Origin of the sequence: Novosphingobium sp. BW1, from assembly GCF_008107685.1 — a bacterium.
Classification (GTDB): Bacteria; Pseudomonadota; Alphaproteobacteria; order Sphingomonadales; family Sphingomonadaceae; genus Novosphingobium.
Map to the genome: position 1 here is coordinate 82,872 of NZ_VIRF01000058.1, position 20,047 is coordinate 102,918.

Genomic DNA, 20,047 nt, shown 5'->3' on the forward strand with positions numbered 1-20,047 from the left:
CGCGCCATGCTGGAAGGAGCCTCCTCCCGCCGTATCCTCGGCATCTGGCTGCGCGTTCTGGCGCTCGACCGCTGGCGGTTGGGCGAAGGCCTCGCCGAAGGGGAGGGGGCCGATGCCCACCCGCTCGCGCTGATCGCCGAGACCGCGCACGGCCCGCGCATTGCCGCAGCCAACGCAGCGGGGCTCACTGCGGGCGCGCAGGAGGGCATGATGCTGGCCGATGCGCGCACGCTCTGTCCTGACCTCACCGTGGTCCCGTCCGACCCGGCAGGAGACTTGGCGTTTCTGGAAAAGCTTGCGGGCTGGGCACTACGCTGGGGTCCCTGGTCGGCGCTCGACCCCCCCGATGGCCTGCTGGTCGATGTGACCGGTGTTGCGCACCTGTTCGGGGGGGAGGCGGCGCTGCTGGCCGATGCGCGCAGGGCCTTTGCACGCCGCCGGCTGGCGAACCGCATGGCAATCGCGCCCACCGCCGGGGCGGCCTGGGCGCTTGCGCATCATGGCCCGGACGGGGCGATCCTGCGTGAAGGGGACGATCCGGTCCAACGCCTTTCCAGCCTTCCTGTGGCCGCGCTCCGGCTCGATGGAGATGTTCTGACCGTGCTGCGGCGGCTGGGGCTCAAGCGGCTGGGGGATCTCGACGCCGTGGCGCGCGACGCGCTGGTGCGGCGCTTTCGCAACCGCCGTTCGGCCAGCGGCAACCCGCTCATGCGCATGGACCAGCTTCTGGGCCGTGTGCCTGAGCCGCTCCTGCCTGTCCTTGTCGCCCACGCTCCACTTGTCCAGCGCCGCCTGCTTGAACCGATCCGCCATCTGGCCCTCTTGGAGCAGGTGGTGCGGGATCTCTCGGCGGACATGGAGCGCGTGCTTGAAGGTCGTGGGGAAGGGGCACGGCGGCTCGAACTGGGGCTCTGGAAAGTCGATGGCGAACTCGTCGTACGCAAGGTCGAGATGGCGGCGCCCTCGCGCGCGGCCGCGCATCTGGCCGGGCTCTTCGCGCGGCGGATCGAGGATGTCGATGCTGGCTTCGGGATCGAAATGGTGCGCCTACGTGCGCCATGGTGCGAGCCACTCGATCTGGCCCAGGGCGATCTCGAACATGCAGGCGAGGAGGGTGAGGCGCGCGGAACCAGCCTTGCCGCCTGTGTTGATCGGCTGACCGTGCGCCTTGGGGCCGAGGCGGTGCGTCGCCCGGTTCCCTTTGCCAGCCACATGCCCGAGCGCGCGCAGCGCTGGCAGGAGCCGCTAGCCCCTCTCAAAACTTCGCAAGTCACATCTGATTTTAAAATCAGACCTTTGAAAATGCTGGACAAGCCAGAACCGATATCGGTGATCTACGAGACCCCTGATGGCCTGCCTCGGCGCTTTCGCTGGCGGGGTGCAACGCACGATGTGCTTCGCTCCGAAGGGCCCGAACGCATTGCTCCGGAATGGTGGCGCGAACGTGGCGCCGTGCGCCTGCGCGACTATTACCGGATCGAGGACGCCACAGGGCGTCGCTACTGGATCTACCGCTGCGGGGTTGTCGGAGACGGGCGCGGGGGCGTCCCGGCGTGGTTTCTTCAGGGGGTTTTTGGTTAGGGTATAAACCTCTATTTTTCAGAAATTTGAATTTTGTAATTCAAGTCACTAAGTAATTTTCCGAGAGCCATCGCCCTCGGGCTTCCCACCCGCCCCGATCTGCATTTCGGCGCCCTTGAAAGAGGGGCTCGCATGCGCGCTATCAGCGCGGTAGAGAGCGCCATGGCAGGTAGCAGGACCAAGATCTATTTCGACGGCGGTTGTCGTCCCAACCCGGGCCGCATGGAAGCGGCGGTCGTCGTGCGCGGCGAGGCGCATCTATTCGATGGCATGGGAGAGGGCGGCAGCTTCGATGCCGAGTGGATGGCGCTGCTGGAGGCGCTCGAACTTGCCTGTCGGATCGGTCTTGAGGACGTGGTCCTGCTCGGCGATGCGCTGGCCGTGGTGAACGAGGCGCAGGCCGTGCTGGTCGGTGGTTCGGGGCGGGAGCCTTACGCCACGCGCTTGCGCGAACTCGTCGCAAAAGGCCCCTCGCTGCGCGTGCGCTGGGTCCGGCGAGGGCAGAACCTCGCCGGGATCGCGCTCGACAGGCGGCATCTGCGCTGAAAGTACGCCGGTAAATTACCCGGCAATCGCCCCGAACTTGCCCGCCTGATAGTCCTCGATCGCGGCGTGGATTTCCTCGCGGGTGTTCATGACGAAGGGGCCGTGTGCGACAACGGGTTCGCCAATGGGAACTGCGTGCCCGTAGAGCAGAGTTACGGGAGCTTGCGTGGTGATCTCCACCTCGTCACCGCCCTGATCGAGTTCGATGAGATGCGCTTCGCGGCACGAGGTCCCGCCAACGAACGGCTCGCCCGCAACGACATAGAGGAACACCGTGCGCGCTGAAGGGGCTGGCAGGGTCAGCCTGGCCCGGGCCTCCAGTTCCACCGTCATCATAGCGACGCCGTTGAGCGAGACATAGGGGCCAGACTGCCCCTCGAAGTCGCCGGAGATCAGGTTCACCGTTCCGCCCGGCACCGCGATAGCCGGAATGTCCGCACGCTGCAGGCCGGTATAGGAGGGCTGCGTCATCTTGAGGCGGGCGGGCAGGTTTACCCACAATTGCAGGATCTCGAGCGGGCCGCCGCTCTGTTTGAAGCTTTCCGGGCTGATCTCGGCGTGGACGAGCCCCGAGCCCGCCGTCATCCACTGGACCCCGCCTGCCCCGATCACGCTTTCGTGCCCGCCGCTGTCGAGATGCGCCATCTCGCCCCTGAGGATGAAGCTGACCGTCTCGAAACCGCGGTGGGGGTGCGGGCCGAAGGGAAGGCCATGGTTGCCGGGGGCGTAGACCTGCGGGCCATGGTGGTTGAGGAACAGGAACGGATCGAGCTGGGGCAGATCGCGGCTCGGCAGCGGACGGCGCGTGGTGAGGTCGCCGATATCGTCGCGAAGCGCGGGGTGCTGGCGGAGAACCTGGCGCATGGGGAGGTCTTTCGTAGGTGGCAGCGGACCTGCGCTCAACGGCGCGAGGTCGGCCTTTGTTTCAATTCATCAAGGGCGTCGGCGTTGTCGCGCCCCCAGCCGTAGAGCAGTTCGACAGGCTCCACGAAGCGCATGCCAAGCGGTGTCAGGCGATACTCGACGGCGGGCGGGATCGTACCCTGGACGTGACGCGATATGAGGCCGGAATATTCCATTTCTCTAAGGGTTTGCGTAAGCATCTTTTTGGAAATTCCAGGAAGGCTGCGCAAGAGCACTCCGGTGCGCGCCGCCCCTTCGTGGCGGACGTGGAGCGTGTGTAGGACCATGCTGGTCCACTTGGTCGCGAAGAGTTCGAGAACCCGTCGTGGCGCGCAGTCCTCGCGCCACTGGTCCTCGGACGTACCCGGCTGCATGGGTGGTTACCTCCTGGTGCCTATGTCCCGAAATGGTGCCTTCTGGAAGGTTCGCGCGTTCCTGCCTATATCGAGCACCAAGGTAAACCCTCGAAGTTGAGACACGGAGAATTTCATGACCCGCACTGCACTCGTGGTGGGCGTAACTGGCATTACCGGCAGCGTCGTGGCGCGCCAGCTCGTGACCGAAGGCTGGCAGGTCTATGGCCTTGCCCGCCGCCCGCAGGATCAGGACGGCGTGGCGCCCGTTTCGGCTGATCTGCTCGATCCGCAAGCGACGAAGGCGGCCCTGTCGGGCATCCATCCCGACGCCGTATTCCTCACCACCTGGCTGCGCAAGGATAGCGAGGCGGAGAACATTCGCGTGAACGGCGCGATGGTGCGCAACCTGCTGGGTGCGCTGCCTCCTGCCCGCGGCCCGCGGCACGTGGCGCTCGTGACCGGGCTCAAGCACTACCTTGGGCCCTTCGAGGCCTATGGCAAGGGCAACCTGCCCAAGACCCCCTTCCGCGAGGATCAGGGGCGGCTGGACGTTGAAAATTTTTACTACGCGCAAGAAGACGAACTCTTCGCCGGGGCCAAGCGGGATGGCTTCACCTGGTCGGTGCACCGCCCGCACACGGTGATCGGCAAGGCCGTGGGTAACGCCATGAATATGGGCGCCACACTCGCTGTCTACGCCACGATCTGCCGCGAGACGGGGCGTCCCTTCATTTTCCCTGGGTCGGCCATGCAGTGGAACGGCCTCACCGACATGACCGACTCGCGCCAGCTGGCCCGCCAGCTGGTCTGGGCCGCAACCACACCCGAGGCGGCGAACGAGGCCTTCAACATCGTCAACGGCGATGTCTTCCGTTGGAGCTGGATGTGGCAGCGGATCGCGCAGTGGTTCGGCATCGAGGCCGCGCCGTTCGATGGCACCGTGCGCCCGCTGGAGGAACAGATGAAGGACGATGCAGCCATCTGGACCGAGATCGCAGCGCGCCATGGCCTTGCCGAAAGCGATCTTACGCGCCTCGCGTCCCCCTGGCACACCGATGCCGACTTGGGGCGGCCCATCGAGGTCGTCACCGACATGGGCAAGAGCCGCAAGCTGGGCTTTGCCGGTTATCAGGCGACCGACGAGGCGTTCTTCGATCTCTTTACCAAGCTGCGCGCGGATCGCCTCATTCCCTGAGGGCGCCTGGCAATGGGGGGCATGCTCTTGACAGTCTTGCCCCCGAAGCGGGACAAGCTGCGTACCTGAGGGGAGTGCGCCGTTGAAGCATGTTCTGGTGTTATGCAGCGCAGTCCTGTGCGCCCTGATCCTGGCGATCATGGGGACTACGCCTCCATCACCGCGCGGACGGGATACGCCCGCCGAAGCTTTCTCGGCCGAGAGGGCCATGGCGCATGTCGATCGGATCGCCCGCAGGCCGCACCCCAGCGGTTCCGCCGAAATCGCGCAGGTGCGTGGCTGGCTGAGCGCGCAGCTGCGCGCTCAGGGGCTAGCCGTGCGTAAACAGGCAGGCGCGTTTGACGATCTGGGGCGCAAACATCTCAACGCGAGGGGGGGACTGGAGAGAGCAGAAATCCCGCTCGTCAATGTCATCGCGCAGCTTCCCGGGCGCGATCCCTCGCTGCCGGGGGTGGCATTGATGGCGCATTACGACAGCGTTGAAGGCTCGCCCGGCGCGGCGGATGACGGGGCCGGGGTGGCCACGATCCTTGAAACCGTGCGAGCTCTGAAGGCAGGGCCTGTTCCAGCGCGTGCCCTTTACGTTCTTCTCACCGATGGTGAAGAGGCCGGGCTTCGCGGAGCCAGGATGTTCTTTGAAGCCGCGCCCGAGGCCGAGCGGATCGGTGCGATCATCAACCTTGAGGCGCGCGGAGGCGGGGGCGTTACCCGCATGTTCCAGACCTCGCGGGACAACGGCGAAGTGGCGCGTCTCTGGGGGCAGAGTGCAAGGCACCCGGGCGGAGATTCCCTGTCCACATTCATCTATGCCTTCTTGCCCAACGACACCGATCTTACGCTTGCTCTCGAGCGCGACTACGCGGCCTGGAACTTCGCCTTCATCGGGCGGCCTGAGCTCTACCATTCGCCCCAGGCCACACCGGCCAATCTGGACCGGGGCGCGCTCCAGCAGATGGGCGACCAGACGCTGGGCCTGACGCGGGCGCTGCTGGGGCCGGAAGCTTTGCCCAGGGCTGCACCCGGCCGGGTTTTCTTCGATGTCTTTGGCCTCTTCGTGCTCGACTATGCGCCAGTGTGGGGCTGGGTCATGCTGGCCCTTGCTGTGGCAGGCGGCGGGCTGGCGCTTGCGGGGCGGGTCGAGGGGCGCGCGGCGCTGAGCGGTCTGGTGCGGATGCTGGTGCTGTTAGTCGGATCGGCGCTGGTTTTCACCGGCCTCAACATGCTCTCGGTTTCGGGCGAGGGGGCGAACTATTATGACAGACTGGCCGCGATTTCCCGCCTTCAGGCCATGGTCGGCTTGGCCGCCGTGGCGCTGGCCGTGGCGACATTTGGTCGCAAGCCCCGAGGCGTGAGCGGGGAGATCGGTGCAATGATGCCGATCCTGCTGCTGGGATGCGTGGCACAGGTGCTCGTGCCGGTGGCGGCCTATCCCCTGACGATCCCGCTCATGCTGACGGGGCTCGCGGCCGGCCTGCGGCGTTTCGTCCCTGCTGGCCTTGGGCTGGTGGTGGACGGCGTGGTGGCGGCCGTGAGCCTGGGATACGGCCTGACGCTGGGCTTCCTGCTGATGCAGGGCGTGGGGCCGGATATGCCCGGCACGGTGGCACTGCCGCTGGGGGTGGCGGTGATGACCTTGCTTCCTTTACGTCCGCAGCCGCTTTCGCGCGGAACTCTGGCCATTTGCGTGACCTGCCTGCTTACAGCGGCGGTGGTGGTGGCCGCCTGGGTGCGTTTCGATGACATGGCCGCGACGATTGCAACCTATTCCTAGGCTCAGGGCTGGCGCGCGGGTAAAAGAGAACATATAAGGAACATTTGTTCCTTTCGTGATTCCCTTTGTTCGCCATGCCCGAAGCTTCGCTGACGCCTGATCGCCGCCGTGTGACTGTCGACCCTGATAGCGTGGAGCCGCCTGCGCGCAGTTCCTTTGTGGAGCTGGGGCTGGTGAGCTGCTTCTCGTTCCTGCGCGGGGCTTCGGATGCGGTGAGCCTGGTCGAGACGGCGTATGAGCTGGGCTACGATGCCATCGGCATCGCCGACGTGAACTCGATGGCGGGCGTGGTGCGCATCCACGCCGAGGCGTACGTGCTCAAGCTGCGCCCCGTCATCGGGTGCCGGATCGAGACCGTCGAGGGGCTGACTTTCCTCGCCTATCCGCAGGACCGCGTGGCCTACGGACAGCTCTGCGCGCTGATTTCGGCAGGGCGCATGGGGACGCTGGATGGGGAATGGCAGGACAAGGACGTGTGCGAGATTTCGCTGGCGATGCTGGCTGCACGGGGGGAGGGTGTCCACCTCGTGCTGGTCCCGCCGCGCGATCTGGACGAGCGCTTCACAATCACCGTGGAGAGTAACGTGGTTGCCTTCGCGGGGGAGGGCGAGGCGGCACCTGTCGTCCACGAACGGACAGGCACGCTTTCCCAGCTGCTGCCCGACCTTGCCGCCCGTCTTCCCGGGCTAGGCCATATCGCCGCGTGCTATCTCCATGTCGGCGATGATGTGGCACGGATTACGCAGCTTGATGCGATGGCGCGAGGGGCTGGGCTTTCGCTGCTCGCCACCAACGACGTGCTCTACCATGCGCCGGACCGCCGTCCGCTCCACGACGTGATGACGGCGATCCGCCACAGGACCACCGTGGCGCGCGCCGGATTAGCGCTGGAGCCCAATGGCGAGCGGCACCTGAAGTCTCCGGCCGAGATGGAGCGGCTCTTCGCGCGCTGGCCCCACGCGATCCATGCCGCGCGCGAACTGGCCGATGCCTGCACCTTCAGCCTGGAGGAACTGCAGTACGAGTATCCCGAAGAGATCTGCCCTGGCGGGCGCGATCCGCAGGCGCAGCTTGAGCTTCTGACCTGGGAAGGCGCGGCGCGGCGCTACCCCGAAGGCACGCCCGAGGCGGTCGAGGCCACGTTGCACCGCGAGCTTGCGTTGATCGGCAAGATGGGGCTGGCGCGCTATTTCCTGACGATCAAGGACATCGTCGACTTCGCACGCGGGCAGGTCCCGCCGATCCTATGCCAGGGGCGTGGCTCGGCGGCCAATTCGGCGGTCTGCTATTGTCTCGAGATCACCGCGGTCGATCCGGCCAAGCACGCGCTGCTCTTTGACCGTTTCATCTCCGAGGAGCGCAAGGAGCCGCCCGACATCGACGTCGACTTCGAGCACGAGCGGCGCGAGGAGGTGATCCAGTACATCTACAAACGCTACGGCCGCCATCGCGCGGGGCTGTGCGCCACGGTCATCCACTACCGCCCGCGCATGGCGATCCGCGAGGTGGGCAAGGCGATGGGCCTCACCGAGGACGTGACAAGCGCGCTCGCGCGCACTGTTTGGGGTGGCTACGGCAAGGAGATAGGCGAAAAACACGTTAATGAGACGGGCATGGACCTCACCGATCCACACTTGCGTCGTGTTATCAAGTTGACGGAGCAAATGATTGGTATACCAAGGCATTTGTCTCAGCATGTCGGCGGGTTCATTCTCACCCAGGGGGCGCTGAGCGAAACCGTGCCGATCGGCAACGGGGCCATGGCGGACCGTTCCTTCATCGAGTGGGACAAGGACGACATCGACGCGCTGGGCATTCTCAAGGTGGATGTCCTGGCGCTCGGTATGCTGACCTGCATCCGCAAGTGCCTCGATCTGCTGGGGGCGCACCATGGCCGTAACCTGACGCTGGCCACGGTCCCGCGCGAGGACCCGGAGACCTATGCGATGCTGCGCAAGGGAGATTCGCTGGGCGTGTTCCAGGTAGAGAGCCGCGCGCAGATGAATATGCTCCCGCGCCTGCGCCCGCGCGAATTCTACGATCTTGTCATCCAGGTGGCCATCGTACGCCCCGGCCCCATCCAGGGCGACATGGTTCACCCCTACCTCAAGCGGCGACGCGGCGAGGAGGCGGTGGCGATCCCCGCGCCCGCGCCGGAGCATGGCCCCCCGGACGAGTTGACCAGTATTCTTGCGCGTACGCTCGGCGTGCCGATCTTCCAGGAGCAGGCCATGAAGATCGCGCTTGATGCCGCAAAGTTTTCCAGCGCCGAGGCGAACCGCTTGCGCAAGGCGATGGCGACCTTCCGCTCGCGCGGGATGGTCGATGAATTGCAGGACATGATGGTCGGGCGGATGATCGCGCGCGGCTACGATCCCGACTTCGCCGAGCGCTGCTTCAACCAGATCAAGGGCTTTGGCGAATATGGTTTTCCCGAAAGCCATGCGGCGAGCTTTGCGCACCTTGTCTATGTGTCGAGTTGGCTCAAGTGCCATTTCCCGGCCGCCTTTGCTGCCGCGCTCCTTAATTCGCAGCCCATGGGCTTCTACGCGCCCGCGCAGATCGTGCGCGATGCGCGTGAGCACGGGGTGGAGGTGCGTACCGTCGATGTGAACCACTCGCACTGGGACTGCACGCTGGAGGGCTCTCCGAGGGACGGTGGACGTGTCGCGCTGCGGCTGGGGTTGCGGCAGATCGATGGTTTTCCCGAACACGCCGCAGCCAAGCTGGTGGCCGCGCGCTCGGCGGGCGGGGCCTTCGCCGACGTTGCAGCTCTGCGCGAGCGGGCGCATCTCGGGCCAGCCCTGGTCGAAAAGCTGGCCTCGGCGGATGCCTTTTCCTCGCTGTCCCTGCCGCGCCGCCAGGCCTTGTGGGAGGCGCGCAGCCTGATCGCAGCGCCTGACCTTCCGCTCTTCGCGGCGGCGGATGCCCGTGACGAGGGGGCCGAGACATCGCCCACACGCCTCCCGGGCATGCCTCTCAGCGAGGAAGTGGTCGCCGACTACCAGACCCAGCGCCTGAGCTTGAAAGCGCATCCCATGGCTTTCCTGAGGGCTTCCCTGGCCGAACGCGGTTTCGTGCGCTGCGCAGACCTGCGCGCGCGTAAGTTCCGCGCGATGGTCAAGGTCGCGGGCGTGGTCCTCATCCGCCAGCGTCCGGGAAGCGCCAAGGGCGTGTGCTTCATCACACTCGAGGACGAGACGGGCGTGGCCAATATCGTGGTCTGGCCTGACCTCATGGAGAAGCAGCGCCGCGTGATCATGGGCGCGCGCGTCATGGAAGTGCGCGGGCGGGTGGAATACGACGATGAGGTGATCCACGTGATTGGCGCGCATCTCACCGACGCCACGCAGGACCTGCACCGATTGTCCGAGGACCTTCTGCCGGCCTCTCCGGCGCGCGCCGATCACGTGACCAACCCGCTGCCGAGCCGCGCCGAGCAGATGAGCGATGCCGGAGCTCGGGGCGGCGAGGAGGGGGAGGCCTTCGCGCCGGTCGAACCCTGGCGGGCACCGGGGCCGGGCAATCGCGATTGCGGCTACCATCGCAGCCACCCGCGCGATGTTCGCGTGATTCCCAAGTCACGCGACTTTCATTGAATTTCTCTATCATTCTCTATGTATTTGCTGACGTTGACCACTTGGTCGCATGTCTAGCCAGGAAACTGAAGGAGGAGATTGCGACGTGGCGCTGATCAAGGCGTTCTTTCCGGCCTCACTGCTGACCTGGGGCGTGGCCGGTATCCGGGGCTCGCAGGGCATGCGCGGCGGCGTGCTCCTGCTCGAGCGCGCGTTGATCGACGGCCATGTCTTCTTCTGGTCCTGGCCGCTGTTCTTCGTGGCGACCGGCTTGTGCTGGTTCCTAGTCGCCATGCTGACCGACTGAGAGAGCCGCCCAACGGGGCCGTGGGTGGGAGCAAAGCGGCGCGACAAGGCTTGTAAGGGCCATGCTCTCATTTCTTGGCCGCCTGCCTCTTGACCGGATTGCCCTAGTTCTCCTGGCGCTGGTGTGCCTTGTGGCGGCCGGGCTGACCTGGCTTGCCGATCACCCCGAACACGATCCACGCTCGCCGCTGACGCTTGACCAGCCCGAGGGTTGGGCCACCGGACTCAAGCTCGCGGCGCTGCGTGACGACCCCAAGACATGTGCCGTCTTTCTGGAGCGCAGCGCCATCAGTCCTGAAATCTTGCCTGCAACCGGCGATGGCGCGTGTCGGCGCGAGGATCGTCAGCAACTCGCCTCGGCGTCTGCTTTAGGCTTTGGCCTGAGCCCCTCCACAGCGCAGACGACCTGCGCGGTGGATGCGGCCTTTGCGCGCTGGCTGCGCCATGGCATCGAGCCGGCGGCGCGCACGCACCTGGGGCAGGGTGTTGCCCGGATCGAGCACCTGGGCACGTACAACTGCCGCAGGATCGGCGGCGGCGAGGAGGGGAACTGGAGCGAGCACGCCACCGGAAATGCCATCGACATCGCGGGCTTCGTGCTGGAGGACGGTACGCGCGTCAGCGTGCTTAACGACTGGAACGGGGATGCTGGCAAGGGCGCTTTCCTCCACGCCGTGCGCGATGCCGCCTGCGGGCCTTTCTCGACCGTGCTGTCACCCGACTACAACGCCGCGCACGCCAATCACCTGCATCTCGACCAGGCGCCGCGCACGATGGGGTACACGGCCTGCCGTTAGGAGGCGGTGCCTGCGATGTGGTGGGGAGGGTGCTCTTGCGCACCCGGACCGGCTCTCTGGCCGGAAGAAGTGGTGACCCCTACGGGACTCGAACCCGTGTTTCAGCCGTGAAAGGGCCGCGTCCTAGACCGCTAGACGAAGGGGCCACGAAGGCCATGTAAGGCGTTTCAAAAAGCTTGGTGACCCCTACGGGACTCGAACCCGTGTTTCAGCCGTGAGAGGGCCGCGTCCTAGACCGCTAGACGAAGGGGCCGTTAAGCCATTTTGAAACCTGCCTGGCCCAGCACCGAAATGGTGACCCCTACGGGACTCGAACCCGTGTTTCAGCCGTGAAAGGGCCGCGTCCTAGACCGCTAGACGAAGGGGCCAAACCGTGCTGCGCCGGTGGCAGGACCGCGCCTCTAGCGGGGGTCCCATGAACGGTCAACCCCTATCGTTGGCGAAAAATGAAATTCCTGCAAAAATTCTTGAAACTCAGTCGGCAAAGGCGGCGTCTTCGATGTGCAGTTCGGCCTGGGGGCGGGGGCCCCAGTCGTCGATCTTGGTCCGTCCGGCGAGCCACAGGCGGCGTCCCTCGCTGCCGTGGAGGAGGGCTTGGCCCATGTCGGTCTCGGCGGCGCGGAAGGCCATGGCCTTGAAACGCCCACCATCCTGGCCGCCCACGATCAGGCGCACGTGGTCCTTGCCAACAATGTCGGCCTTGAACACGCGCACCGGCCCCACGGCCACGCGCGGACCCGGCCAACCCATCCCGTAAGGGCCTGCGCCGTCAAGTGTTTCGACCAGGTCGGGCGTAAGCCCGCCCGGCGAAAGCGCCAGGTCGAGGCGAATCGCCTGGCTGGCGCCGGCGCGCGCGACATCGCCGGCCAGCCTGTCGTCGAGCCAGTCGGACAGGGCATCCAGCTTGTCAGGCGCAATGGTGAGACCGCAGGCCATCGCGTGGCCGCCGCCCGCCACCAATAGGCCCGCCTCCCGCGCCGCAATGATCGCAGCGCCCAGGTCCACGCCCGCGATCGAGCGGCCCGACCCCTTGCCATTGCCCGCTTCGTCGGCCTCGAGAGCGATGACAAGGGCAGGCTTGCCGGTCTTCTCCTTGATGCGTCCAGCGACGATGCCGATGACACCTGGGTGCCAGCCTGCGCCGGCCAGGACGAGGACCGAGCGGTTGTCCTGGCGGGCCAACTGCTCCTCGGCAGCCTCCTGCACGGCCTGCTCGATCGCGCGGCGCTCGTCGTTGAGGTGCGAGAGCTGGGCCGCGATCTGCTCGGCCTCGTGCGGGTCGGTGGTGGTGAGAAGGCGCACGCCCAGCGTCGATTCGCCCACGCGTCCCCCGGCGTTGATGCGCGGCCCCAACGCAAAGCCGAGGTCCGAGCAGGTGGGCGCGCGGCTGAGGCGGCTGGCGTCGATCAGCGCGGACATGCCGACGTGCTCGCGCTTGGCCATGACCTTGAGCCCTTGGGCGACGAGCGCGCGGTTGAGGCCGTGGAGCGAGGCAACGTCCGCCACGGTCCCCAGGGCGACGAGATCGAGCAGGGCGAAGAGATCGGGTTCGCGCCTCTCCTTGAAATAGCCGCGTGCGCGCAGCGTGCGCACGGTTGCGATGGCCAGGAGGAAGGCGACGCCCACCGCAGCCAGATTGCCGTGCGATGCGGCAAGGTCGCTTTCGTCCAGCCGGTTGGGATTGACCAGAGCCACCGTTCTGGGAAGCTCGGGCGAGCACTTGTGGTGGTCGACCACGACGACATCGAGCCCGGCCTCCTTCGCCATCGCCAGCGCCTCGTGCGCCATGGCCCCGCAGTCGACCGTGACGACGAGATCGGAGCCTTCCTTGCCCAGACGCACCAGCGCCTCGCCCGAAGGGCCGTAGCCTTCGAGCAGGCGGTCGGGGATGTAGTACCGCGCCTCGATTCCCAAGCGGCGCAGCAGCAGGATCAGCAGCGCCGCGCTGGTTGCGCCATCGACGTCGTAGTCGCCGTAGACGGTGATCGCCTCGCGCTTTTCGACGGCATCGGCCAGGCGCGCGGCGGCCACGTCCATGTCCTGGAACTCGGAAGGGTCGGGCAGGAAGGCGCGCAGCGAGGGATTGCGGTGGCGGTCAAGATCGCTGCGATCGACACCGCGTGAAAGAAGGAGCTGGGTAACGATGTCGTCCTCCAGCCCGCCGGGGCTTCCGAAGCCTTGTGAGATGTCCATGTTTCCCCCCCGCCAGAGCCAGGACTTGCCGGTGAGGGAGCGCTCGATGCCGAAAACGGTTGAAGGTCGCGAAGCCATGGCGCTGCGGTTACACGTACCGCGTGGCAACGGTAAAGAGCGTTCACGCCGCCAATACCCTAGCATGAGGAGTACACCCTGAAATGAGCCATCTGGCGATCATCTGGCACAGCCGTACAGGGGCCGCGCGCGCGCTGTCGGAGGCGCTGGAAGAGGGCGCGCTGCGTGCCGGTGAGGAGGGCGGTGTGCGCCGTATCCGGGCGCGGGACGTGACGGCGGAAGATATCCTGGAGGCGGGGGCCTATGTCTTCGTGTGCCCGGAGAACCTTGCCGGCATGACGGGCGAGATGAAGGAGATGTTTGACCAGGCCTACTATCCGGTGCTGGGCCGCATTGAGGGGCGGGGCTATGCGACAGTGATCGCGGCCGGCTCGGATGGTCATGGGGCGCAGGCCCAGATCGAGCGGATCGCCACGGGCTGGAGGCTGAAGCGTGTGGCAGAGAGAATGATCGTCAACCTGGGGGCCCAGACGTCCGAGGAAATCCTGGCGCTAAAGACGGTGCCGCAGGCCTCGCTTGCGGCAGCCCGGGAGATGGGCGAAGCGCTCACCACCGGGCTCGCCATGGGCGTCTTCTGACCCGTCCTGAAACGAAGGTACGCAAGAGACTCGACGAACGGGGGCCAGTTGTGGCCTATTGGGCCGTGTGGGGTGGCTGCGTGCCAATCCGGTTCAGGTGCCCGGGAGGACGGCAAGAGCGGTGGAAGCGAGCGTTTCAACCAGGGCCTGGCCCGTCGCGGACGAGGCCTTCGTGCTCGTTTTTGCGTCCGGTACGCGCCCGGATCTTGCCGCCATACGCCGCATTGTCGAGGAGGGCGGCAACGACGGCCTTGTCGCGCGGCTGAGCCATGAGCCCCCGGCCGAGGAAGGCTGGGTGGAAATCCTGGCAAGTGGCCTGACGTTTGACTTGCGCGGGCTTGCTCCCGCCGAGGCCGAACCGCTACCGGCGTCTTCCCAGAGATATGGCTTTGCCCTGGCGGGTGAGGAAGCCCCGACAGCATCGGACGAAGCCGTGATCCTGGTGCCCGCGGGCCACATCGCCGCTGGAGCGGGACTGGCGCCGGTCATTCGCACCATGGCCGGACTGGCCGCAAACCTGGCGCTGCATCTGCCACTCCGCGAAGTCCTCTGGCCTCCGGCCCGCAGCGCGATGGAACCGGCCTATTTTGCGCGTCTTGTTCTTAACTGGCTCTCGGGCGGGGTTTTTCCCGCGTTGGGGCTGACTTCACTGGCACGCGCACCCGATGGCAGCGTGGCGAGTCAGGGGCTTGCTTTTTTTACCGGCGCGGAAATGCAGCTCGAAAGCGGGGCCAGCGGCGATCCTGTGGCGGACATCAAGCTGGCGGTGCGATTGGTCGATTACCTTGTTGCAAACGGAGTGCCTCCAGGCGAGCTGGAGATCTCTATCGGCGCCGAGCAGCTAGTCCTCGAACCGGCCGGGCAGGGGCGCAAGATCTGGGCGTGGCGCGCTGAATGACCCCGCGCGAGGGTGGTCGACGTAACTTCCTCGCGTTCCGATCGGTCAACCGGCAGAACGCGCCGGGATACGATCCCGCTCTTCAGCGCCACCATCTTCTGCCGCGCCAATTGCTTGCTCGCACCAGCTTTGACCGCATGTTTCGCGAAATCGGCGATGGTCATGCTCGTTTCGAGGACTTTAGGGAAAACGGCCTTCTCCTGCCTTGCCGCGAGGTGGCGGCGCTGCGGCTTGGGCTGCCGCTCCATCGAGGGCCGCATCGGCGTTATAGCGAACTCGTCACGTTGCGGGTGGGGCAGATCGAGGCGGACTGGGCGCGGCAGCGGAGCCGCGATCCCGCCCACGCGGCACGCCAGGCGCAGATGCGCCTGGTGCTTCTACAGCGAGCCTTGCGACGCTTCCTGCTGGACACGCGGGTCCAGCGTCCGCTGCTGAACCGCTATGATCCGGCCACGCGCGACTTCTCCGAGCTCGATGAAGTGGCAGAAGCCCTCTGGGCGGCAACGCCTGTGCCAGCAATGTCAACGGTAACGGCGGTTCAGGCCATGCCGGTGCGCCCGCGCAGGCGGGCCAGGGCATCCTGATATTCGTGCTCGAGGCGCTCGGTGCGCGCGGCGACGCTTTCCACGGCCTGGACGGCACCGATCCCTTGCCCGGCGCCCCATATGTCCTTCCAGGCCTTGGCGGCGGTATTTCCTCCCGAGCCGAAGTTCATCTGGCTTGTGTCACCTTCTGGCAGGTTGTCGGGATCGAGCCCGGCCGCCACGATGGAGGGGCGCAGATAGTTACCATGAACGCCGGTGAACAGGCTGGAATAGACGATGTCGGAAGCAGAACCCGCCACGATGGCGTCCTTGTAGCCCTGCACGGCCCGGGCTTCTTCGGTCGCAATCCAGGGGGTGCCGATATAGGCGAAATCGGCGCCAAGGGCCTGGGCGGCGAGGATCGCGGGACCATTGGCAATCGAGCCGGAAAGGGCAAGTGGGCCGTTGAACCAGCTGCGAATCTCCTGGACCAGTGCAAAGGGGGAGAGTCGCCCGGCATGTCCACCGGCCCCTGCCGCGACCGCAATGAGGCCATCCGCGCCCTTGTCGACGGCCTTGCGGGCGAAACGGTCGTCGATCACGTCATGGAGGACCATCCCACCCCAGTCGTGAACCGCCTGGTTCAGCTCGGCATTGGCGCCGAGCGAGGTGATGACGAGTGGCACCTTCCACTTTTCAAGCACGGCAAGGTCTTCATCCAGTCGTGCGTTCGACTTGTGGACGATCATGTTCACCGCGAAGGGAGCCTCGCAGCCCGCAGTTTCCTCGGTAATCTGATGAAGCCACTCGTCGAGCTGGCTGACGGGCCGCGCGTTGAGCGAGGGGAAGCTGCCGACAACGCCAGCACGAATCTGCGCGATCACGAGCTCCGGGCCGGAAACCAGGAACATCGGAGCAGCAATTACGGGCAGGCGCAGCTTGGCGCGAAGGCGCGCGGTGGCGCCACTGTCAGGTCCAGTCACGGGCAATCTCTCTTCCAGAACGTATGCTTTGTCCGAGAGGATAGTCGGGCGGGAGCGGACTGTCGAGATTGCTTTACGTAAAGGGAAAGTAAAATTGTCGGCGCGACATACAAGAAGGGCCAGAAAAGCAAACGCTCTTTCAGCCCTTCTGCAGTGTGTCTGTGGGGAGGATCAGGCGTCGACCGCGTTGGCTGCGCTCAGCACCGCGCGTACGCTGGCGGTGGCGACGTCCTCGTCGATGCCCACGCCCCAGATGACCTGGCCCTCGGGCGTTACGCATTCCACGTAAGCGGCGGCGCGGGCGTTGGAATCCTTGCCCATCGAATGCTCGGCGTAGTCGCGCACGTCGAGCTTGACGCCGAAGCCCTCATCAAGCGTGGCCACGATCGAGGAAATCAGGCCCTTGCCACGGCCCGAGACCGACTGTTCCTGGCCATCGACGCCGATCTTGCCGGCAAAGACGCGGGTGCCGTCGCTTCCGCGCGCCTCGTCCCAGTCGATGAGCTGGAAGCGCTGGGGTGCATCGAGGCGATAGGCCTGGCGGAACACGTCCCAGATGTCGCCCGCCTGCAGTTCACGGCCGAGTTCGTCGGCCAGGTTCTGCACGTGCTTGGAGAAGTGCGCCTGCATTCGCTTGGGCAGCTTGAGGCCCTGGTCCTGCTCGATCACCCAGGCAAAGCCCCCCTTGCCCGACTGCGAGTTGACGCGGATGACCGCCTCGTAGTCGCGGCCCAAGTCCGCCGGATCGATCGGCAGGTAAGGCACCGCCCAGACTTCGTCGTTGCGCGATTCCTTGGCTGCAAAGCCCTTTTTGATCGCGTCCTGGTGGGAGCCCGAGAACGCGGTAAAGACCAGTTCGCCGCCGTAGGGGTGACGCTCGGGGACCTTGAGCTGGTTGCAGTACTCAACCGTCCGGATCACCTCGTCGATGTCCGAGAAGTCCAGTTCGGGGCTGACGCCTTGCGTGTACATGTTCATCGCAACCGTCACCAGGCAGCAGTTGCCCGTGCGCTCGCCGTTGCCGAACAGACAGCCCTCAACACGGTCCGCACCCGCCATTAGGCCCAGTTCCGCCGCGGCAACGCCGGTGCCACGGTCGTTGTGGGTGTGCAGCGAGATGACCGCGCTTTCACGGTTGGGCAGGTTACGGCAGAAGTATTCGATCTGGTCGGCGTAGATGTTGGGCGTTGCCGCCTCGACCGTTGCCGGCAGGTTGAGGATAATGGGGTTCTCGGGCGTGGGCCGGAGGACTTCCATCACCGCTTCGCAGCACTCGATCGAGAAATCGAGTTCAGCGGACGAGAAGGTCTCGGGGCTGTACTCCACGTTCCACTTGGTCTCAGGGTACTTGGCGATCTGGTCGCGGATGATCTGCGCGCCGTTGACGGCAATGCCGCGCACGTCCTTGCGGTCCATGTTGAAGACCACGTTGCGCCACAGTGGCGAAACCGCGTTGTAGACGTGGACGATCGCCTCGTGGACGCCTGCAAGGCTCTCGAAAGACTTCTCGATCAGGTCCTGGCGCGACTGAGTCAGGACCTGAACGAGCACGTCCTCGGGGATACGGCCCGAATCGACGAGACCGCGGATGAAATTGAACTCGGTCGCACCCGCGCTGGGGAAGCCAACCTCGATCTCCTTCAGGCCGACCTTGACGAGCAGGTCGAAGAAGCGGGTCTTCTTCTCCGCGCCCATCGGATCGATGAGGGCCTGGTTGCCATCGCGCAGGTCCGTGGAAAGCCAGCGCGGCGCCTTGGTGATCGTCCGCGACGGCCACTGGCGGTTGGGCAGGTCGATCTGCGGGAAGGGGCGATACTTGACCGAAGGGTCGTTCAGCATTGTCATGGGTGTGTCTCGTTCGGAATTTGTCTTGCTGGCCTCACGCAGCGCGGATCTGGCGTCCTGCGCGCGTCTTCTTCAGGTCCCCTTGAGCGCCGTGCGCGCTGTTAGGGCAGCACGCAAGCTCACGCCCAAGGGCGCGTAAGTCGCAGGAGAAGGCCAAGACGACGAGTCATGCCAAAGCCTATGGGCACTGCTGCGCGCAATGTAAAGGGTCTGCTTGCGCCAAATTCGCACGCCGTGCAGCGTGCCTTGCATCCGTTCGCGTGGCAGCAGAAGCGCGCGCGTGAAGATCAGCCGCAGCGCATGGTGGTGATGATATTGTCCTCGTCGGTCAGAACATTGAGGCGGTCCTGGCGAAAGTCCATGGTCATGACTGAGCCCGGCGGAAGAACGCGCATGGGCTTCTTGCCGCGCGCTTCCCGAATCGAGGCGAGAAGCGCTTCGGTGGCGTCTTCGCCGACGTGACGTTCGAACAGCTCGACACCGCACAGCGCTTCCGGCTCGGGGCCGATGGGTGAGGGGTCGCGGGATGCAGCCGGTGTCGGATCGGTGGGGGGTGCCGACATGTCGGGGCCTCTTTGCGACGAGGCCGAGCAGGCGGGAAGGGCCATCAGGGGAATGGCAAGAGCGGCCACTAGGGCGGGGAGGCGGCGGGTGTTGCGTGTCATTCGCGTTCCTTCGCAAGGGGCTGCTGAACGGACGCTGGCTGCGTCTCTGCAGAACCCGAGAAAGCACAAACCCGACCCTGCGCGAACAGGATCGGGTCTGCAAGTGTCGCGATGCGGCGTCCGGTGGGACGCAGCGCGATCAGTTCTTGGTCTTGTCGACCAGGGCGTTGGCGCCGATCCAGGGCATCATGGCGCGCAGCTTGGCACCGGTTTCCTCGATCTGGTGGCGCTGCGCGGTCTTGCGCGAAGCCTTCAGCTCGGGCTGGCCGGCGCGGTTGTCGAGGACGAAGTCCTTCACGAAGCGGCCCGACTGGATGTCTTCCAGCACGCGCTTCATTTCCTTCTTGGTCTCTTCGGTGATGAGACGCGGGCCGGTCTTGATATCGCCGTATTCGGCGGTGTTCGAGATCGAGTAGCGCATGTTGGCGATGCCGCCCTCATACATCAGGTCGACGATCAGCTTGAGCTCGTGAAGGCACTCGAAGTAGGCCATTTCCGGCGCGTAGCCAGCTTCGACCAGGGTTTCGAAACCGGCCTGGACGAGGGCGGTGGTGCCGCCGCAGAGCACGGCCTGCTCACCGAAGAGGTCGGTTTCGCACTCTTCGCGGAAATTGGTCTCGATGATCCCCGAACGGCCGCCACCGACACCCGAAGCATAGGCCAGCGCGATGTCGTGGGCGTTGCCCGAGACGTCCTGGTCGACGGCGACGAGGCAGGGCACGCCGCCGCCACGCTGGTATTCACCGCGCACAGTGTGGCCCGGGCCCTTGGGCGCGATCATGATGACGTCAATGTCCTTGCGCGGCTCGATCAGGCCGAAGTGGACGTTGAGGCCGTGGGCGAAGGCGAGCGCGGCGCCCGGCTTCAGGTTGGCGTGCAGGTCATCTGCATAGATGGCGGCCTGGTGCTCGTCGGGTGCGAGGATCATGAGCACGTCGGCCCAGGCGGCCGCTTCGGCGTTGGCCATGACCTTGAAGCCGGCGCCTTCGGCCTTGGCGGCCGAAGCCGAACCCGGGCGCAGCGCGATGGCCACGTCCTTGACGCCGCTGTCGCGCAGGTTCTGCGCGTGGGCGTGGCCCTGGCTGCCGTAACCCAGGATCGCGACCTTCTTGGAGGTGATCAGGTTAATGTCGCAATCGGCGTCGTAATAGACTTTCATCTGGCTTTCCTTCTGGTGCTCGGGCGCGTCCTGTGCGGATGGGACGGCCAGCTCGCTTTTCGATCCTGCGTCGCGGTTTATCGACCGCCTG

Annotated in this window: 17 protein-coding genes and 3 tRNA genes; 10 read left to right on the forward strand and 10 right to left on the reverse strand. The window is 65.7% G+C overall.

Going from position 1 to position 20,047, the window contains the following annotated elements; all coding sequences use genetic code 11:
* Positions 1-6: 6 nt before the first annotated feature.
* The gene (locus FMM79_RS05415; protein WP_148626518.1) at positions 7-1,581 is read left to right on the forward strand and encodes a DNA polymerase Y family protein; all 1,575 of its coding nucleotides are present in this window, start codon (positions 7-9) and stop codon (positions 1,579-1,581) included.
* Between the two features lie 132 nt (positions 1,582-1,713).
* Positions 1,714-2,127 (forward strand): reverse transcriptase-like protein, encoded by a 414-nt coding sequence (locus FMM79_RS05420; RefSeq protein WP_240339001.1) that lies wholly within the window; start codon positions 1,714-1,716, stop codon positions 2,125-2,127.
* 15 nt (positions 2,128-2,142) lie between these two features.
* Here the strand turns inward: FMM79_RS05420 and FMM79_RS05425 are convergent, their stop codons facing one another.
* The gene (locus FMM79_RS05425; RefSeq protein WP_148626519.1) at positions 2,143-2,991 is read right to left on the reverse strand and encodes a pirin family protein; all 849 of its coding nucleotides are present in this window, start codon (positions 2,989-2,991) and stop codon (positions 2,143-2,145) included.
* Positions 2,992-3,026: 35 nt separating this feature from the next.
* The gene (locus tag FMM79_RS05430; RefSeq protein ID WP_148626520.1) at positions 3,027-3,404 is read right to left on the reverse strand and encodes a helix-turn-helix domain-containing protein; all 378 of its coding nucleotides are present in this window, start codon (positions 3,402-3,404) and stop codon (positions 3,027-3,029) included.
* A gap of 115 nt (positions 3,405-3,519) precedes the next feature.
* Between FMM79_RS05430 and FMM79_RS05435 the strand changes: the two genes are divergently transcribed.
* The 5 genes from FMM79_RS05435 to FMM79_RS05455 all read left to right on the forward strand — a co-directional run bounded on the left by FMM79_RS05435 (position 3,520) and on the right by FMM79_RS05455 (position 11,033).
* Positions 3,520-4,581, forward strand: a complete 1,062-nt coding sequence (locus tag FMM79_RS05435; RefSeq protein ID WP_148626521.1) for an SDR family oxidoreductase — start codon at positions 3,520-3,522, stop codon at positions 4,579-4,581.
* A 97-nt stretch (positions 4,582-4,678) separates the two neighbouring features.
* Positions 4,679-6,352, forward strand: coding sequence for a M20/M25/M40 family metallo-hydrolase (locus tag FMM79_RS05440; protein ID WP_162528447.1), 1,674 nt, complete (start codon positions 4,679-4,681; stop codon positions 6,350-6,352).
* 74 nt (positions 6,353-6,426) lie between these two features.
* Positions 6,427-9,951 carry an error-prone DNA polymerase gene (locus FMM79_RS05445; RefSeq protein WP_148626523.1) on the forward strand — a complete coding sequence of 1,175 codons (3,525 nt, stop codon included), beginning with the start codon at positions 6,427-6,429 and terminating at the stop codon, positions 9,949-9,951.
* 85 nt (positions 9,952-10,036) lie between these two features.
* Positions 10,037-10,237, forward strand: coding sequence for a hypothetical protein (locus tag FMM79_RS05450; protein WP_148626524.1), 201 nt, complete (start codon positions 10,037-10,039; stop codon positions 10,235-10,237).
* A 61-nt stretch (positions 10,238-10,298) separates the two neighbouring features.
* Positions 10,299-11,033 carry an extensin family protein gene (locus FMM79_RS05455; protein ID WP_148626525.1) on the forward strand — a complete coding sequence of 245 codons (735 nt, stop codon included), beginning with the start codon at positions 10,299-10,301 and terminating at the stop codon, positions 11,031-11,033.
* 70 nt (positions 11,034-11,103) lie between these two features.
* Here FMM79_RS05455 and FMM79_RS05460 read toward each other — a convergent pair.
* The 4 genes from FMM79_RS05460 to recJ form a co-directional block, all read right to left on the reverse strand.
* A tRNA-Glu gene (locus FMM79_RS05460) sits at positions 11,104-11,179 on the reverse strand.
* Positions 11,180-11,210: 31 nt separating this feature from the next.
* A tRNA-Glu gene (locus FMM79_RS05465) sits at positions 11,211-11,286 on the reverse strand.
* Between the two features lie 39 nt (positions 11,287-11,325).
* Positions 11,326-11,401: transfer RNA gene (locus FMM79_RS05470), tRNA-Glu, on the reverse strand.
* A gap of 106 nt (positions 11,402-11,507) precedes the next feature.
* On the reverse strand, positions 11,508-13,304 hold the full coding sequence (recJ, locus tag FMM79_RS05475; RefSeq protein ID WP_148626526.1) for a single-stranded-DNA-specific exonuclease RecJ: 1,797 nt from the start codon (positions 13,302-13,304) through the stop codon (positions 11,508-11,510).
* Between the two features lie 83 nt (positions 13,305-13,387).
* Here recJ and FMM79_RS05480 point away from each other — a divergent pair, with 83 nt between their 5' ends.
* From FMM79_RS05480 to FMM79_RS05490, 3 genes are all read left to right on the forward strand, one after another.
* Positions 13,388-13,882, forward strand: a complete 495-nt coding sequence (locus tag FMM79_RS05480) for a flavodoxin family protein (protein WP_148626527.1) — start codon at positions 13,388-13,390, stop codon at positions 13,880-13,882.
* Positions 13,883-14,003: 121 nt separating this feature from the next.
* Positions 14,004-14,780, forward strand: a complete 777-nt coding sequence (locus tag FMM79_RS05485; protein WP_240339002.1) for a hypothetical protein — start codon at positions 14,004-14,006, stop codon at positions 14,778-14,780.
* Positions 14,777-15,364: an AHH domain-containing protein gene (locus tag FMM79_RS05490; protein ID WP_148626528.1), complete on the forward strand. Its 588-nt coding sequence runs from the start codon at positions 14,777-14,779 to the stop codon at positions 15,362-15,364. The genes FMM79_RS05485 and FMM79_RS05490 overlap by 4 nt, the downstream gene beginning before the upstream one ends.
* Here the strand turns inward: FMM79_RS05490 and FMM79_RS05495 are convergent.
* The 4 genes from FMM79_RS05495 to ilvC form a co-directional block, all read right to left on the reverse strand.
* Positions 15,319-16,215 carry a nitronate monooxygenase family protein gene (locus FMM79_RS05495; RefSeq protein WP_148626791.1) on the reverse strand — a complete coding sequence of 299 codons (897 nt, stop codon included), beginning with the start codon at positions 16,213-16,215 and terminating at the stop codon, positions 15,319-15,321. The genes FMM79_RS05490 and FMM79_RS05495 overlap by 46 nt on opposite strands.
* Positions 16,216-16,458: 243 nt before the next feature.
* Positions 16,459-18,132 carry a 2-isopropylmalate synthase gene (gene leuA / locus FMM79_RS05500; RefSeq protein ID WP_148626529.1) on the reverse strand — a complete coding sequence of 558 codons (1,674 nt, stop codon included), beginning with the start codon at positions 18,130-18,132 and terminating at the stop codon, positions 16,459-16,461.
* 287 nt (positions 18,133-18,419) lie between these two features.
* A complete protein-coding gene (locus FMM79_RS05505; RefSeq protein WP_148626530.1) occupies positions 18,420-18,797 on the reverse strand; it encodes an I78 family peptidase inhibitor in 378 nt (125 codons plus the stop codon).
* A 139-nt stretch (positions 18,798-18,936) separates the two neighbouring features.
* Positions 18,937-20,007, reverse strand: a complete 1,071-nt coding sequence (ilvC, locus tag FMM79_RS05510; RefSeq protein WP_256376782.1) for a ketol-acid reductoisomerase — start codon at positions 20,005-20,007, stop codon at positions 18,937-18,939.
* Between the last annotated feature and the right edge of the window lie 40 nt (positions 20,008-20,047).